This window comes from Novosphingobium sp. B-7, assembly GCF_000410615.1.
GTDB classification, from domain to species: Bacteria; Pseudomonadota; Alphaproteobacteria; order Sphingomonadales; family Sphingomonadaceae; genus Novosphingobium; species Novosphingobium capsulatum.
This window is the reverse complement of sequence record NZ_KE148392.1, coordinates 1-13,601: the sequence shown is the minus strand read 5'-3', so window position 1 is coordinate 13,601 and position 13,601 is coordinate 1. Positions and strand designations below refer to the sequence as shown.

Here is a 13,601-nt window from a genome sequence, read left to right as displayed (position 1 = left end):
GGGGCGGGACTGTCTTCCCTGCCGCTCTATCTGTGGGTAGCCAGTGGCCGCGACGAGTTTCGTCAGCCGATCTTCGTGGCGATCTGGGCGGCGCTTATGGCGTTCATGATGATTTCCAACATGGCGACGCCGGGCTGGTCATCGTTCCGTCCGCGCAAGACCATCCGCCTGGAACTGATCGCACTGACCGGGCTGGTCTTTGCGGCGCTGCTGACGGAACCCTGGCTGACGCTGGTGGGAATTTGTGCGCTCTATCTTGCGCTGATTCCAGTGGGTGTGGTGCGCTATGCCCGGCTCAAGCGGCAGCGCGCCGTGTCGCTTTCGTAACCACGCCAGCGGCCGGGCGCGGCGAGGGGCGGCGCACCGTGCTGCGCACCAGCGGCGGCAGCGCCGGGGTCGCCGGCGCGGCGGTGGCCAGCGGGCTGTCGATCAGCCGCGCCAGGAAAGCGCGATCGAGGTCCAGCGCATCGGCTTGTTCCAGCGCGCGGGCATCGGCCAGCAACTGACGAATGGCGCCAAGCTGGCCGTGCCAGGTGGCCGCAACGGCAACCAGGGCTGCAACGCCGGCGCCGGCAATGACGAGCGAAGCGAGAATGGCGAGCATGGCGATGCCTTTCCGAAGACAAGAGGGCAGGTGCCAAGCAGGGCGTCCTGTGCCCAAGGCTTGACAGCAAGCGCTTGTGTTGTGGATAACTCGATCGTTCCTGAACGGTTCCTGTTTGGCCCGTCGATGTTCCAAATGTTCCACTTTTGTTCCGGTGCGTCAACTGGAATTTCAAGCACATCTGCGCTCGTGCTAAGTGTTTGTGCTTATGTCGAAAATCGATGAAACAGTGTTCGCGGCGCGGTGATTCGGGCGTGGAACAGCCGCGCCAGGACGTGTTTTGCCTGCGTCGGGCAGGTTATCCCCGCGAATCACTGCTAAGGGCATTTCCGGTGGCATTGCCGGTTTACGCGCGCTATGGGCGCCGCAGCCCAGCGGTGATTCGCGGCATGTCCGCCGCCATCATGACAGCAGGGCCAGTCCACATGGCGCGCGCACATACCGGTGCCAGTTGCGGGTTCTCCGCGCGGTTCCAGCGCTCCAGAGGTGAAACCGGAAGGAAATGATTATGGCGGCTCCCGTCGTCACCATGCAGCAACTGATCGAGGCCGGTGCCCACTTCGGCCACCAGACCCACCGCTGGAACCCGCGGATGAAGCCGTACATCTTCGGCGCCCGCAACGGCATCCACATCCTCGACCTGTCGCAGACCGTTCCGCTGATGTCGCGCGCGCTCGAGTTCATCTCGGCCACCGTGCAGGCCGGCGGCAAGGTGCTGTTCGTCGGCACCAAGCGCCAGGCGCAGGAACCGATCGCCCAGGCCGCCCGCGCTTCAGGTCAGCACTATGTCAACCATCGTTGGCTGGGCGGCATGCTCACCAACTGGAAGACCATCTCGGGCTCGATCAAGCGCTTCAAGGCGCTGGAAGAACAGCTCTCGGGTGACACCACCGGTCTCACCAAGAAGGAAGTGCTCCAGCTCACCCGCGAGCGCGACAAGTTCGAACTGTCGCTCGGCGGTATCCGCGACATGGGCGGCATCCCCGACGTGATGTTCGTGATCGACGCCAACAAGGAAGAACTGGCGATCAAGGAAGCCAACGTGCTGGGTATCCCAGTCGTGGCGATCCTCGACTCCAACGTTTCGCCCGAAGGCATCGCGTTCCCCATCCCGGCGAACGACGACGCCAGCCGCGCCATCCGCCTCTATTGCGAAGCCGTGGCCGCCGCTGCCACCAAGGGCGGCCGTGACGCTGCCTATGCTTCGGGCGTGGACCTGGGCGCGCTGGACGAGCCGGTTGCCGAAGAAGCCGTCGAAGGCTGATTGCAGGCTGACATGACGGGGGCGGCGCCGCGATCGGCGCCGTCACCGAATTGTCCCGTTTCATGAAGTAGGGCCGCGGCGCGTGCAGCCGCGGCCGCACCGTTTCAGACAAAGGACAAACGCGATGGCTTACACCGCCGCTGACGTGAAGAACCTGCGCGAGCGCACTGGCGCCGGCATGATGGACTGCAAGAAGGCGCTCGACGAAGCTGCCGGCGATTTCGAAGCCGCGGTTGACGCGCTGCGCGCCAAGGGCCTTGCCGCCGCCGCCAAGAAGTCGAGCCGCACCGCCGCCGAAGGCCTCGTGGGCGTGGCCGTTTCGGGCACCAAGGGCGTCGCCGTCGAAGTGAACTCGGAAACCGACTTCGTCGCCAAGAACGACCAGTTCCAGGACTTCGTGCGCAAGTCGACCGAAGTGGCGCTGGAAACCGGCGCGGCCGACGTGGAAGCGCTCAAGGCGGCTGCCTATCCGGATGGCGGCACCGTGGCTGACAAGCTGACCAACAACGTCGCCACCATCGGTGAAAACCAGCAGCTGCGCCGCATCAAGCACGTCGCAGTGTCGAACGGCATCGTCGTGCCCTACATGCACAACGCCGCTGCCAGCAACCTCGGCAAGATCGGCGTGCTCGTCGCGCTCGAATCCGAAGCTGGCGCCGACGTGCTCGAGCCGCTCGGCAAGCAGATTGCGATGCACATCGCCGCTGCTTTCCCGCTGGCGCTCAATGCCGAAGACCTCGACGCCGAGCTGATCGCCCGCGAACGCAAGATCGCGGCTGAAAAGGCAGCCGAAAGCGGCAAGCCCGCAGAAGTGCAGGCCAAGATGGTCGATGGCGCCGTGGCCAAGTATGCCAAGGAAAACGCCCTCCTGTCGCAGCTGTTCGTGATGGACAACAAGACGCCGATCGCCCAGGTCGTCGAAGCGGCTGGCAAGGCTGCTGGCACCAAGATCGCCCTCGTTGACTACGTCCGCTTCCAGCTGGGCGAAGGCATCGAAAAGGAAGAGACCGACTTCGCCGCCGAAGTGGCGGCCGCTGCCGGCATCAAGTAAGCATCGCTTTTCGCGTCCCCGCGCAACCGGGGCCTGGCCTTGCCCATGCGGCAATGCGCCGGGTTCCTGTTGCAGCGGGGACGTTTGCGTTTGCGAAAAGCGCAGCGGCGCCCTTGGCACGGCCCGTGCGCTGCGTATAAGGGCGCGAACCAGGGGTGGAGGGGCCGCCGGTTGCGTGCCAACCCGCCTTCATCCCGATCCTTTTTTGCGAGACCCGGACGCCCCATGACCACCCCTGCAAAGTTCAAGCGCATCCTGCTCAAGCTTTCTGGCGAAGTGCTCATGGGCAACCAGCAGTTCGGCATCGATACCGATTTCGTCGCCGCGCTGGCCGCCGAAGTGAAGGCTGCCAAGGAAACCGGCCTCGAAATCTGCCTGGTCATTGGCGGCGGCAACATCTTTCGCGGGATGGCCGGGGCGGCCAAGGGCATGGACCGCGCCCAGGCCGATTACATGGGCATGCTGGCCACGGTGATGAATGCACTGGCGATGCAATCCGCCCTCGAAAAGCTGGGCGTCGATACCCGCGTGCAATCGGCCGTGCAGATGGACCAGGTGTGCGAACCCGTCATCCGCCGCCGCGCCGAACGCCATCTCGCCAAGGGCCGCGTGGTGATCTTTGCCGCCGGCGTGGGCGCGCCCTATTTCACCACCGATTCCGGCGCAGCGCTGCGTGCGGCCGAAATGCAGTGTGATGCGCTGTTCAAGGGCACCAGCGTCGATGGCGTCTATAATGCCGATCCCAAGAAGGATGCGGCGGCCAAGCGCTTTGACACCATCGACTATGACACCGTGCTGGCGCACAACCTGCAGGTGATGGACGCCTCGGCCGTGGCGCTGTGCCGCGACAACAATATTCCCATCGTCGTGTTCTCGATCCGCGAGCAGGGCAATCTTGCCCGCGTGCTGGCCGGAGAGGGCACGCAGACCATCGTTCGGAAGGAAGCCTGATCCATGGCAAAGTATGACAAAGGCGATCTTGAGCGCCGCATGAAGGGCGCTGTCGAATCGCTCAAGGGCGATCTCGCCGGCCTGCGCACTGGCCGTGCCAACACCGCGCTGCTCGATCCGATCACGGTCGAAGTCTATGGCAGCCACATGCCCTTGAACCAGCTGGCCACCGTGTCTGCACCCGAACCGCGCCTGCTTTCGGTGCAGGTGTGGGACAAGTCCAACGTCGGCCCGGTGGAAAAGGCGATCCGGTCTGCCGGCCTTGGCCTTAACCCCATCAACGACGGCAACAACCTGCGCCTGCCGATCCCGGACCTGACCGAGGAACGCCGCAAGGAACTGGCCAAGCTGGCCAGCAAGTATGCCGAAGGCGCCCGCATTGCCGTGCGCAACGTGCGCCGCGATGGCATGGAAGCCTTGAAGGCTGACGAGGCCAAGAAGGAAATCTCGGAAGACGAGCGCAAGCGCCTGGAAACCGAAGTCCAGAAGCTGACCGACGAGACGATCAAGGCCGTGGACGACGCTGCCGCCCATAAGGAAAAGGAAATCCTGGGCAAGTGAGCGCCGCGCCGGTTCCCGTGCCGCAGGTTCGCGACGGGGGCGATGGCGCCCCCTTGGCCCGCCACGTTGCCATCATCATGGATGGCAACGGGCGCTGGGCCAAGAAGCGGTTCATGCCCCGTGCGTTTGGCCACAAGCGCGGCGTGGAAGCCGTGCGCGCGGCCGTGCGCGCCGCGGGCGACCTGGGGCTCGAGGCGCTGACGCTCTATGCCTTCAGCTCAGAGAACTGGAAGCGCCCGGCCGACGAGATTTCCGATCTCATGGGCCTGCTGCGCGCGTTCATCCGCAGCGATATCGACGAGATCGACCGCAATGGCGTGCGGCTCAAGATCATCGGCGAATATCGCGCGCTGGCGCCCGATCTGGTGCAACTGATCGATGATGCCGTGGCGCGCACCGCCGGCAATACCCGGCTCACGCTGGCAATCGCGCTCAACTATGGCTCGCAGCAGGAAATTGCCCGCGCCGCCGCCCGCGCCGCTGCCAAGGGCGAGATCACGCCCGAAACCATCGCGGCCGAGCTTGATACGGCAGACCTGCCGCCGCTCGACCTGCTGATCCGCACTTCGGGCGAGGTGCGGCTGTCGAATTTCCTGCTGTGGCAGGCCGCCTATGCCGAAATGGTGTTTACCCCGGTGTTGTGGCCCGATTTCACCCCCGATCACTTGCGCGCCGCGCTTGATCAGTTTGCCGAGCGGGAGCGGCGCTTTGGCGGACGTTGATCCCGCCGTGGCCGCACAACCGCAACCGGCCAAGCGTTCCGACCTGCCCGTGCGCCTGGCGTCGGCCGTGGTCATGCTGGGCGTGGCTGGCCTGGCCGTGTGGCGCGGCGGGGTGGCGCTCGATGCCTTCATCGCGGCTGTCGGCCTGGTCGTATTTGGCGAATATGTTCGCCTGGTGGCACGCATCGCGCCCGATCCGGCGCGCATGGTCGCCGGGGTCATTACCGGCGCGGTCTATATCGGCTGGGGCGCCCTGGCGCTGATCGTGATGCCCACGCCCTTGCTGGTGGCGGTCATCGGCCTGGTAATCTGCACCGATACGGGCGCCTACTTCACCGGCCGCGCCCTGGGCGGCCCCAAGATCGCGCCGCGCATCAGCCCGTCGAAAACCTGGTCGGGCCTGGCCGGTGGCATGGCCGTCGCCGGGTTGTGGACCGGGCTGTTCACCCTGGGTGGCGCCTGGCTGATCAGCGGCCTTGGCCCCACCGGGCCGAGCCTGGCAGAGGCGTTGCATATCGCGAACCTGGGGGTGGCAGCCCTGGCCGGCGCCGTGTTGGCCGTGGCGGCGCAGGCGGGCGATTTCTACGAATCGTGGCTCAAGCGGCGGGCGGGGGTCAAGGATTCCTCGCGCCTCATCCCGGGGCACGGCGGCGTTTTCGATCGCGTTGACGGGCTGTTGCCGGTGGCCATCATCGTTGGCACGGCCTGGGCGCTGGGGGCACCGGCATGACCGCGCAACGTTCCATCACCATCCTGGGCGCCACCGGTTCGATCGGCACGTCGACGCTCGATCTGGTGCGCCGCAATCCCGCTGCCTTCCGCGTCGAGGCGCTTACCGCCCACGCCCAGGTGGCCGAACTGGCCGCGCTCGCCCGCGAATTTTCCGCGCGCCTGGCCGTGGTCGGTGATCCTGCCCGCCTGGCAGAACTGCGTGCGGCGCTTGCCGGCACCGATATCGCGGTGGCCGCTGGCCCTGACGCGTTGGTCGAGGCGGCCGCGCGCGGCGCCGATATCACCGTGGCCGCCATCGTCGGCTGTGCCGGCCTGGCGCCTACCATGGCGGCGATCGAATGTGGCCGCACCGTGGCCTTGGCCAACAAGGAAGCGCTGGTTTCCGCGGGCGAGGTGATGACCGCGGCCGTGGCGCGCAGCGGCGCCACGTTGCTGCCGGTCGATTCTGAACACAACGCGATCTTCCAGTGCCTTGCGGGCAATGCGCCCGAGCACGTGCGGATGATCACGCTGACTGCCAGTGGTGGCCCGTTCCGCGATTGGGCGGCCGATCGCCTGCCCCATGCGACACCCGCCCAGGCGGTGAAGCATCCCAATTGGTCTATGGGCGCCAAGATCAGCGTCGATTCGGCCACAATGATGAACAAGGGGCTCGAGTTCATCGAGGCGTTTCACCTGTTCCCCGTGGGGGTGGAGCGGCTGCGCATCCTGGTCCATCCGCAATCGATCGTGCATTCGATGGTCGAATATCGCGATGGCTCTACCCTGGCGCAGCTTGGTCCTTCAGATATGCGCGTGCCGATCGCCTCGTGCCTGGCCTGGCCGGCGCGGATGGACACGCCCTGTGCGCCGCTCGATCTTGCCGAGATCGGCGAACTCACGTTTCGTCAGCCCGACGAATCGCGCTTTCCCGCCACGCGCCTGGCGCGCGAGGCGGTGATGGCCGGCGGCGCTGCGCCGGCCGTGCTTAATGCCGCGAATGAAATCGCGGTGGCTGCGTTCCTGGCTGGTAAGATCGGGTTCACGCAAATCGTGGCATGTGTACAGGCTGTGCTGGATCGTGGCCTGCCGCCGCCGCCTGCCTGCCTGGCAGATGTGATTGCGGTTGACCACGAAGCCCGCTTGCGCACACATGCGCATATGGAGCCCGTTCGTTGATGCAGACCCCCGGCCTATTGATCAGTTTTCTGGGCTTCGTGCTCGTGCTGGGGCCACTCGTCTTCCTTCACGAACTGGGTCACTATCTGGTTGGTCGCTGGTGCGGGGTAAAGGCCGATGTCTTTTCGATCGGGTTTGGCCGTGAACTGATCGGCTGGACCGACAAGCGCGGCACGCGCTGGAAGCTCTCGCTGCTGCCGCTGGGTGGTTATGTCCAGTTCGCCGGAGACATGAGCCCGACGAGCAAGCCGACGTCGGAATGGCTGGCATTGCCGGCGGCAGAGCGCAACCGCACGTTCCAGGCCAAGGCGCTGTGGCAGCGCGCGCTGATCGTGCTGGCGGGCCCGGTTACCAACCTGCTGGTTGCGCTGGTGATCCTGTCGGGCTTTACCATGGCCTATGGCAAGCTCGTGGTGCCGCCCGTGATCGGCGTGGTGCAGCCCGGCTCGGTGGCGGAAAAGGCTGGCGTGCGGGTGGGCGATCGCGTCGTGGCGATGCGCGGAAGCGCGATCGATACTTTCCTCGACGTCAAGATGACCGTGGCGCAGCACCCTGGCGAGCCGCTTGACCTGGTGGTGGAGCGCGGTGGCAAGCGCCAGACGCTGCCCGTGGTTGCCGGCACCCGCGCGGATTCCGATCGCTTTGGCAACGTTCAGAAAATCGGCTTCATCGGGGTGGGCCCGGCCAGTGTCGAACTGGTCCGTGTCGGCCCTCTGGCGGCAGTGGCCGATGGCGCACGACAGATGCGCGGCATTGTCGATACCATGGTCACCGGCATCGTGCAGATCGCAACCGGCCGGCGCGAGGTGAAGGAACTGGGCGGCCCGATCAAGATCGCCAAGTTCTCTGGCGAGCAGCTGGTCTCGGGCTGGCAGCCGTTCGTGTTCTTCGTCGCGCTGATTTCGATTAATCTGGGATTCATCAATCTCTTGCCAATTCCCGTGCTCGACGGGGGGCATCTGGCCTTCTACCTGGCAGAGGCGGTGCGCCGCCGGCCGGTCAGTGCGCGCGGCCAGGAATGGGCGTTTCGCACCGGCCTGGCGCTGGTGGTGGCCCTGATGCTGATCGTCACGGTCAACGATGTTGCCTCGCTCGACCTGTTCGGTGCGCATGGCCTGTTTGGAGCAAAGGTTTTCGGCGGCTGACCGGTTTGGTTGGCGCCGCATGGGCGCAGGATGATCGGCCAGCGGCCGGGCAGGGGGCTCGGCAGGCCGAAGGCGCATTATTTTCCACAATATGCGGGGTGAATGCGGTGCCTTGCACCATGCTTGCTTGATTGGCACAGCGGCATCGGGCACAGGGCTGCGGTGCCGAAAATCCGGCAACCGCCATCGTGGCGGAACATTACGAATTCAGACGGGATGGCGCTTGGTGATGAATGAACGGTACGCGAGCCTGACCGCCCCCGCCGCAGCGCGGGCATCGAACCCGGCAACGGCGCGGGTTTCGACTCTCGCGGTGGCGCTGCTTGCCTCGACCACGCTGGGCAATCCGGCCCTGGCGCAGAGCGCGCCCAAGGCAAAGGCCGCGTCTGCTCCGGCATCTGCCATTGCCCCGGCCAACGCTCCGGCCGCGCCCGCCGTGGCTGCGCCGGCCGAGCCGGTGCAACTGGTGCGTTCGATCACCATCGACGGCGCCCAGCGCCTCGAGCCCGATACGATTCGCTCTTACATCCGCCTGCGCGAAGGCGATCGCTATACCCAGGCCGCGGCCGACCAGGTGCTCAAGGACCTGTTCGCCACTGAACTGTTTGCCGACGTGCAGGTGCGCAACAACGCGGGCGCGGTGACCATCCAGGTCAAGGAAAACCCGGTCGTCAACCGCATCATCCTGGAAGGCAACAAGCGCCTCAAGGAAGACAAGATCCTGCCCGAGATCAAGCTCTCGGCGCGTCAGATCTTCACGCGGTCCAAGGTGCGCGCCGACGTGTCGCGCATCATCGAGCTGTACAAGCGGCAGGGCCGATTCGCCGCCTCGGTCGAGCCCAAGATGGTCATGCTCGACCAGAACCGCGTCGATATCGTGTTCGAGATCACCGAAGGGCCCAAGTCCAAGGTTCGCCAGATCAACATCATCGGCAACCAGCAGTTTTCCGATACCGAACTGCGCACCGAGATGGTGACCAAGCAGGCCCGCGCGTTCCGCCTGTTCTCGTCGGGCACCAGCTACGATCCCGATCGCCTCGCGTTCGACCAGCAGAAGCTGCGCCAGTTCTACCTGACCAAGGGCTATGCCGATTTCCGCGTGGTTTCGGCCGTGGCCGAACTGACGCCGGACAAGAAGGACTTCATCATCACCTACGTGGTGGAGGAAGGGAAGCGCTACAAGTTCGGCGACGTGAAGGTGGACAGCCAGCTGCGCGAGATCGATGGCGACAGCCTGGTCAAGAAGCTGCCGATGAAGGCGGGTGACTGGTACAACGCCAAGCTGGTCGAAGACACCGTCGACAGCCTGAGCGAGACGGCCGGCAGCCTGGGCTATGCCTTTGCCAACGTGCAGCCCGATTTCGCGCGGAACAAGGATGACCTCACCATGGGCATCACGTTCCGCATCGCGGATGCGCCGCGCGTCTATGTCGAACGTGTCGATGTCAACGGCAACACGCTGACCCAGGACAAGGTGATCCGTCGTGAATTCCGCCTCGCGGAAGGTGACGCGTTCAATTCCTACCAGATCAAGCGCTCGTCCAACCGCATCAAGTCGCTCGGCTATTTCCAGGAAAAGTTCGAGGTTGAGCAGAAGCCGGGCACCACGCCCGATCGCATCGCGCTTGAAGCCAACGTGGAAGAAAAGCCCACCGGCGAACTGCAGCTCTCGGCCGGTTTCTCCAGCCTGGAAAGCTTCATCTTCCAGGCCTCGATCCGTCAGAACAACTTCCGTGGTCGCGGGCAGACGCTGGGCCTCTCGGTCGATTATTCCTACTATTCGCGCAGCGTCCAGCTGAGCTTTACCGAGCCCTATCTGTTCGATCGCAACATCTCGATGGGCGTTGACGTCTATCGCCGCGATTACAACAGCTTCAACTACCTCAATTCCAACCGCAACACGACGTACAAGCAGACCACGACCGGCTTCCAGATCCGCGCCGGCGTGCCGCTGACCGAGTACATGTCGCTGATTGGCCGCTACACGTTCAACATCGATGACGTGACGCTGGACGAGGCCACCTATTACCTCAACGGCACCTGCAGCCCGCTGCTCGCTGGCCGTTATCTGTGCGATGCCATCGGCCACCGCACCAGCTCGATCTTCGGCACTTCGGTGGTCTACGATACGCTCGACAACCGCCTGCGTCCCACCAAGGGCACCTCGTGGCTGCTGAGCGGCGACATCGCCGGGCTGGGTGGCTCGGTCAAGTATGCCCGCATCACCGCCAACGCCGCGCACTACTGGCCGGTGGGCAAGGGCTTCGTGTTCAGCCTGCGCGGCGAAGGTGGCGCGATCGAGCCGCTCGCCAGCCGTTCGTCGGATCCCACCGTGGACGACGTGCGCCTGACCGACCGCTTCTTCCTGGGCCAGCCGCAGATGCGCGGCTTCGACATTCGCGGCGTGGGCCCGCGCGTGCTGCGCAAGTACTACTCGCGCAATTCCGATGGCACGTTCGGCGCGATTACCACCGACCGCAATTCGTGGGCGGACGACGCCCTGGGCGGCCGTTACTACTACATCGGCCATGCCGAGCTTGAAATTCCGCTTGGTGCCGGTGCCCGCGAAATGGGCCTGCGTCCGTCGATCTTCATGGACGCCGGTGCGGTGTGGGGCGTGCGTCGCCCGGCCACCAGCACGGGCGTGGTGCTCTATACCGATGCGCTTACCGGCAAGATCACCACGGCCGCCAATGCCTCTGACGGCACGGCCAACAGCACATACCAGAAGTACGACGAAGTCTTCGTTGGCAACTCGCCGCAGCCGCGCGTTTCGATCGGCATCGGCGTTAACTGGAACTCGCCCTTCGGCCCGTTCCGCATCGACTTCGCCAAGGTCTTGAAGAAGGTCGACGGCGACGACACCCAGCCCATCACTTTCAACGTGGGAACCCAGTTCTGATGAAACTCCGCATTGCCTCGGCCCTGATCGCGGGCCTGATGATCTCGGCTGCCCCCGCAGCCATGGCCGCAGCCCCCGCCGCCGCGTCGACCGCTCCGGTTGCCAACGGCATCGCCTATGCCAACCCGCAGGCGATCGTCGGTTCGTCGTCGGCCTATCAGACCGCGATGCAGCAGCGCCCGGTCACCTACAAGGCCCAAATCGACCAGGCCAAGACCCGCAGCGACCAGATCAACGCCCAGCTCAAGCCGCTGGCCGACAAGTTCCAGGCTGATCAGAAGAACCCCAAGGCCGATCGCGCTGCGCTCGAAGCCGAAGTGGGCCAGATTCAGCAGATCCAGGAAGACGGCAAGCGCGAGATCCAGCAGATCCTCGCTCCGCTGAACCTGGCTGAACAGTATGTGATCGAGCAGATCTCCGACAAGCTGGACGAAGCCACCCAGCGCGCGATGGCCAAGCGCCGCGCCACCATCGTGCTCGATGTGCAGGCCGTGGTGAAGGGCGATCCGGCCTCGAACATCAGCCAGGACATCCTGACCGAACTCAACGCCCTGATCCCCACCGCGCAGCTCGTGCCGCCGGCTGGCTGGATGCCGCGCGCCCAGCGTGAAGCGATGGCGCAGCAGCAGGCCCAGCAGGGCGCCGCGCCCGCCGCTTCGGGCGCCAAGGCGCCGGAAGGCCGCTAAGGCAAGGCATACGGGGATCCAATGACGCAGGAAGTCCAGGCCGAAACGGCCGCGCCGCTCTCGTTCGACGTGACCAAGGTGATGGCGGCGCTGCCGCATCGCTATCCCTTGCTGCTGGTCGATCGCGTGGCCTCGCTCGTGGTGGGTGAACGCATCCACGCGATCAAGGCCGTGACCATGAACGAGCAGTTCTTCCAGGGTCATTTCCCCGGCCGGCCGATCATGCCCGGCGTGCTCCAGATCGAGGCGCTGGCCCAGGCGGCCGGCGTCCTCGCGGTGGAAACGCTCGGCCTGGCCGGCTCTGGCAAACTTGTCTATTTCATGGCGATCGAAAACGCGAAGTTCCGCACGCCGGTAGAGCCGGGTTGCCTGCTCGACCTGCACGTGGAATTCACGCAGATGCGTTCGCGTGTGTGCAAGTTTGCCGGCAAGGCCATGCTGGGTGACAAGATCGCCACCGAGTGCAGCTTTACCGCAATGATCGCCGATAGCTGAGTCAGTCAGCGCTTACGGTACATGACTCGACAAGCGGCGCCCTTTCGATTAGGGGCGCCGCTTTCGAGTTTACATCTCTCGTTTCCCAGCCGCCGGTCGGAACCGGCGGCACATCGGAGCAGTCCCATGAAGGCCAACATCCACCCCGACTACCACTTCATCAAGGTGCAGATGACCGACGGCACCGTGTTCGAAACCCGCTCTACCTGGGGCAAGGAAGGCGACACGCTGGCTCTCGACATCGACCCCACCTCGCACCCGGCCTGGACCGGTGGCAACCAGCGTCTGCTGGACCAGGGTGGCCGCGTGGCCCAGTTCAACAAGCGCTTCGGTGGTCTCACTCTCAAGAAGTGAGCGACCGCGATCGGGCAGGGCCACGTGCCTTGCCCGCGCGAGCGCGAACCAGGGGCGGCTTCGGCCGCCCTTTTTCGTATCTGCCGCGCCCGCCGTGTCTGCGGCTGGTGAAATCCATGGCCAAGGGTGCTTGCCATGGCCGGGGGGAGCCATAAGGTAACACCATGCAACCAACGCCCTCTGCCTCCGGTTTGCCGGCTACCTCGCTCGATCGCCTGCTCGGTTATCAGTTGCGCCGTGCCTCGGCCGTGATGATGGCTGATCTGGCACGCGAGCTGGCCGATCTTGAAATGCGCCCGGCCGAAGTGACCGCGCTGCTGGTGATCGGCGAAAACCCCGGCTGCTCGCAAACCGAAGTGGGGCAGGTGCTGGGGATCAAGCGCGCCAACATGGTGCCGATCATTTCGCGGCTGATGGATCGTGACCTGATCGATCGCGAACGCGCCGATGGGCGCAGCCATGCGCTGCGCGTCACGGAAACCGGGGCGGCGGTGGTGGCTGATGCCCTGGCCCGGATCGAGCGGCACGAGACGCGCTTTTCCAACCTGTTTGATCCGGCCACGCTCGATGCGCTCCACGCCGCGTTGCCGCTGATTCGCGGGCAGCGGGACGAGGCCGAGGGCTGACCTTGGCTGCCTGACGCTCCCGGCGTCCAGGCCGGGTTGCCTCGAAAGCGGATTGGCTTGGCTCCAAAGCGGCGCCGGCCTTGCTTGCCTGGGCCGCGCCCTGGGCGCAATTCCACCGCATGAACCGGGCGCTGCTGCCTGCGGCGGAGGCAGGCTTTTCTCTGGTGGAACTGATGGTGGCCCTGGCAATCGCCGGGTTGGCCGCCACGGCCGTGATTCTCAATCTGCCGTCCACTACGGCCACGCCCGCGATCGCTGCACAGCGCCTGGCCGTGCGGCTGGCCGCCGCGCGCGACATGGCGGTGATCGCGGGCCGGCCGGTGGCGGTCACGCTCGATGCGACCGGCTAT

General features: G+C 65.3%; 15 protein-coding genes and 1 pseudogene. 15 read left to right on the top strand and 1 reads right to left on the bottom strand.

The features are described from left to right. A pseudogene (locus H926_RS34895) lies at positions 1 to 327 on the top strand (CDP-diacylglycerol O-phosphatidyltransferase); the annotation flags it as partial. Here the strand turns inward: H926_RS34895 and H926_RS0116660 are convergent. Beyond that, positions 296 to 604, bottom strand: a complete 309-nt coding sequence (locus H926_RS0116660) for a hypothetical protein (RefSeq protein ID WP_022677326.1) — start codon at positions 602 to 604, stop codon at positions 296 to 298. The pseudogene H926_RS34895 and the gene H926_RS0116660 overlap by 32 nt on opposite strands. A 508-nt stretch (positions 605 to 1,112) precedes the next feature. On the opposite strand from H926_RS0116660, the gene rpsB reads away from it, so the two are divergent. From rpsB to H926_RS0116590, 14 genes are all read left to right on the top strand, one after another. Beyond that, entirely contained in the window at positions 1,113 to 1,868 is a 756-nt protein-coding gene (gene rpsB / locus H926_RS0116655; protein ID WP_022677325.1) for a 30S ribosomal protein S2, read from the top strand. Positions 1,869 to 1,992: 124 nt separating this feature from the next. Continuing rightward, positions 1,993 to 2,919, top strand: a complete 927-nt coding sequence (gene tsf / locus H926_RS0116650; RefSeq protein WP_022677324.1) for a translation elongation factor Ts — start codon at positions 1,993 to 1,995, stop codon at positions 2,917 to 2,919. 225 nt (positions 2,920 to 3,144) lie between these two features. Beyond that, positions 3,145 to 3,870, top strand: coding sequence for a UMP kinase (gene pyrH / locus H926_RS0116645; protein ID WP_022677323.1), 726 nt, complete (start codon positions 3,145 to 3,147; stop codon positions 3,868 to 3,870). Between the two features lie 3 nt (positions 3,871 to 3,873). After that, complete coding sequence (frr, locus tag H926_RS0116640) at positions 3,874 to 4,431, top strand: ribosome recycling factor (protein ID WP_022677322.1); 558 nt, start codon at positions 3,874 to 3,876, stop codon at positions 4,429 to 4,431. A 77-nt stretch (positions 4,432 to 4,508) separates the two neighbouring features. After that, entirely contained in the window at positions 4,509 to 5,153 is a 645-nt protein-coding gene (gene uppS / locus H926_RS0116635; protein WP_051146413.1) for a polyprenyl diphosphate synthase, read from the top strand. Continuing rightward, positions 5,140 to 5,883, top strand: a complete 744-nt coding sequence (locus tag H926_RS28235; protein ID WP_022677320.1) for a phosphatidate cytidylyltransferase — start codon at positions 5,140 to 5,142, stop codon at positions 5,881 to 5,883. Before uppS ends, H926_RS28235 begins: the two co-directional genes overlap by 14 nt. Further along, positions 5,880 to 7,043: a 1-deoxy-D-xylulose-5-phosphate reductoisomerase gene (locus H926_RS0116625; protein WP_022677319.1), complete on the top strand. Its 1,164-nt coding sequence runs from the start codon at positions 5,880 to 5,882 to the stop codon at positions 7,041 to 7,043. The genes H926_RS28235 and H926_RS0116625 overlap by 4 nt, the downstream gene beginning before the upstream one ends. Continuing rightward, entirely contained in the window at positions 7,040 to 8,188 is a 1,149-nt protein-coding gene (rseP, locus tag H926_RS0116620) for an RIP metalloprotease RseP (protein WP_028658134.1), read from the top strand. Before H926_RS0116625 ends, rseP begins: the two co-directional genes overlap by 4 nt. A 229-nt stretch (positions 8,189 to 8,417) precedes the next feature. Further along, a complete protein-coding gene (gene bamA, locus H926_RS0116615; RefSeq protein WP_051146411.1) occupies positions 8,418 to 11,090 on the top strand; it encodes an outer membrane protein assembly factor BamA in 2,673 nt (890 codons plus the stop codon). Further along, the gene (locus H926_RS0116610) at positions 11,090 to 11,776 is read left to right on the top strand and encodes an OmpH family outer membrane protein (RefSeq protein WP_022677316.1); all 687 of its coding nucleotides are present in this window, start codon (positions 11,090 to 11,092) and stop codon (positions 11,774 to 11,776) included. Before bamA ends, H926_RS0116610 begins: the two co-directional genes overlap by 1 nt. Positions 11,777 to 11,797: 21 nt before the next feature. Beyond that, complete coding sequence (gene fabZ, locus H926_RS0116605) at positions 11,798 to 12,271, top strand: 3-hydroxyacyl-ACP dehydratase FabZ (RefSeq protein WP_022677315.1); 474 nt, start codon at positions 11,798 to 11,800, stop codon at positions 12,269 to 12,271. A gap of 126 nt (positions 12,272 to 12,397) precedes the next feature. Beyond that, complete coding sequence (gene rpmE, locus H926_RS0116600; protein ID WP_022677314.1) at positions 12,398 to 12,625, top strand: 50S ribosomal protein L31; 228 nt, start codon at positions 12,398 to 12,400, stop codon at positions 12,623 to 12,625. A 164-nt stretch (positions 12,626 to 12,789) separates the two neighbouring features. Beyond that, on the top strand, positions 12,790 to 13,251 hold the full coding sequence (locus tag H926_RS28230) for a MarR family winged helix-turn-helix transcriptional regulator (RefSeq protein ID WP_082209203.1): 462 nt from the start codon (positions 12,790 to 12,792) through the stop codon (positions 13,249 to 13,251). A gap of 80 nt (positions 13,252 to 13,331) precedes the next feature. After that, positions 13,332 to 13,601, top strand: a 270-nt coding sequence (locus H926_RS0116590) for a prepilin-type N-terminal cleavage/methylation domain-containing protein (protein WP_237741078.1), incomplete at its 3' end; no start/stop codon positions are given.

Coding starts and splice junctions, on each gene's coding strand:
- rpmE (WP_022677314.1), top strand. CDS start 12,398: ATGAAGGCCAACATCCACCCCGACTACCACTTCATCAAGGTGCAGATG.
- tsf (WP_022677324.1), top strand. CDS start 1,993: ATGGCTTACACCGCCGCTGACGTGAAGAACCTGCGCGAGCGCACTGGC.
- pyrH (WP_022677323.1), top strand. CDS start 3,145: ATGACCACCCCTGCAAAGTTCAAGCGCATCCTGCTCAAGCTTTCTGGC.
- H926_RS0116625 (WP_022677319.1), top strand. CDS start 5,880: ATGACCGCGCAACGTTCCATCACCATCCTGGGCGCCACCGGTTCGATC.
- fabZ (WP_022677315.1), top strand. CDS start 11,798: ATGACGCAGGAAGTCCAGGCCGAAACGGCCGCGCCGCTCTCGTTCGAC.
- H926_RS0116660 (WP_022677326.1), bottom strand. CDS start 604: ATGCTCGCCATTCTCGCTTCGCTCGTCATTGCCGGCGCCGGCGTTGCA.
- uppS (WP_051146413.1), top strand. CDS start 4,509: ATGGATGGCAACGGGCGCTGGGCCAAGAAGCGGTTCATGCCCCGTGCG.
- bamA (WP_051146411.1), top strand. CDS start 8,418: ATGAATGAACGGTACGCGAGCCTGACCGCCCCCGCCGCAGCGCGGGCA.
- frr (WP_022677322.1), top strand. CDS start 3,874: ATGGCAAAGTATGACAAAGGCGATCTTGAGCGCCGCATGAAGGGCGCT.
- H926_RS28230 (WP_082209203.1), top strand. CDS start 12,790: ATGCAACCAACGCCCTCTGCCTCCGGTTTGCCGGCTACCTCGCTCGAT.
- rpsB (WP_022677325.1), top strand. CDS start 1,113: ATGGCGGCTCCCGTCGTCACCATGCAGCAACTGATCGAGGCCGGTGCC.
- H926_RS0116610 (WP_022677316.1), top strand. CDS start 11,090: ATGAAACTCCGCATTGCCTCGGCCCTGATCGCGGGCCTGATGATCTCG.